Annotated in this window: 1 protein-coding gene; it reads left to right on the forward strand. The window is 35.6% G+C overall.

The window, feature by feature from the left end; genetic code table 11:
• Positions 1-179 (forward strand): enoyl-CoA hydratase-related protein (locus AC1DRF_RS31300; protein WP_477742740.1); only part of this gene is annotated, 179 nt, incomplete at its 5' end.
• Between the last annotated feature and the right edge of the window lie 457 nt (positions 180-636).

The following is a 636-nucleotide window of genomic DNA, read 5'->3' on the forward strand; positions in this document are numbered from 1 at the left end:
ATGGGCCAATTGCACTTCAGCAAGCAAAATTTGCTATTAAAGAAGGAATGAAGGCCGATTTGCAGACTGGTTTGCAAATTGAACGAAAAGCATATGAGTTAACGATTCCGACAGAAGATCGTCTCGAGGCGCTTCAAGCATTTGCTGAGAAGAGAAGACCTAGTTTTAAAGGGAAATAGGAAAGGGCTGTCTAATGGACAGCTCTTTCTTAGTTTCTTCTATAAGAATAATAAAAAAGAATACGTAAAAGCGCAGGAGCAAAGAAGGCAAAGTTACAGCTGGCTTTTGTCTATAATACGTTGCAGTAGTCGTTGTTCAAATCTATAAATAATAGTTTTTAATTTTTTCTTTAAAAACCGTTGACTTTAGTTAAAATATATTTTATTATTATAAAGCGTCGTTGAGACATACCGTTAACAACGAAGCTAAAAAAAGAATTTTAAAAAGTTGTTGACATTACGTTGATAACTTGATAAGATRRTAAAGTCGCTTAAGAGCGGCGGTTGAACTTTGAAAACTGAACAAAGCGACAAACGTCAACGTTAATTTTTATTTTTTAAATTGAGCAAGTCAAACATTTCTTCGGAGAGTTTGATCCTGGCTCAGGATGAACGCTGGCGGCGTGCCTAATACATG

This window comes from Priestia sp. P5_B4 (assembly GCF_056400385.1).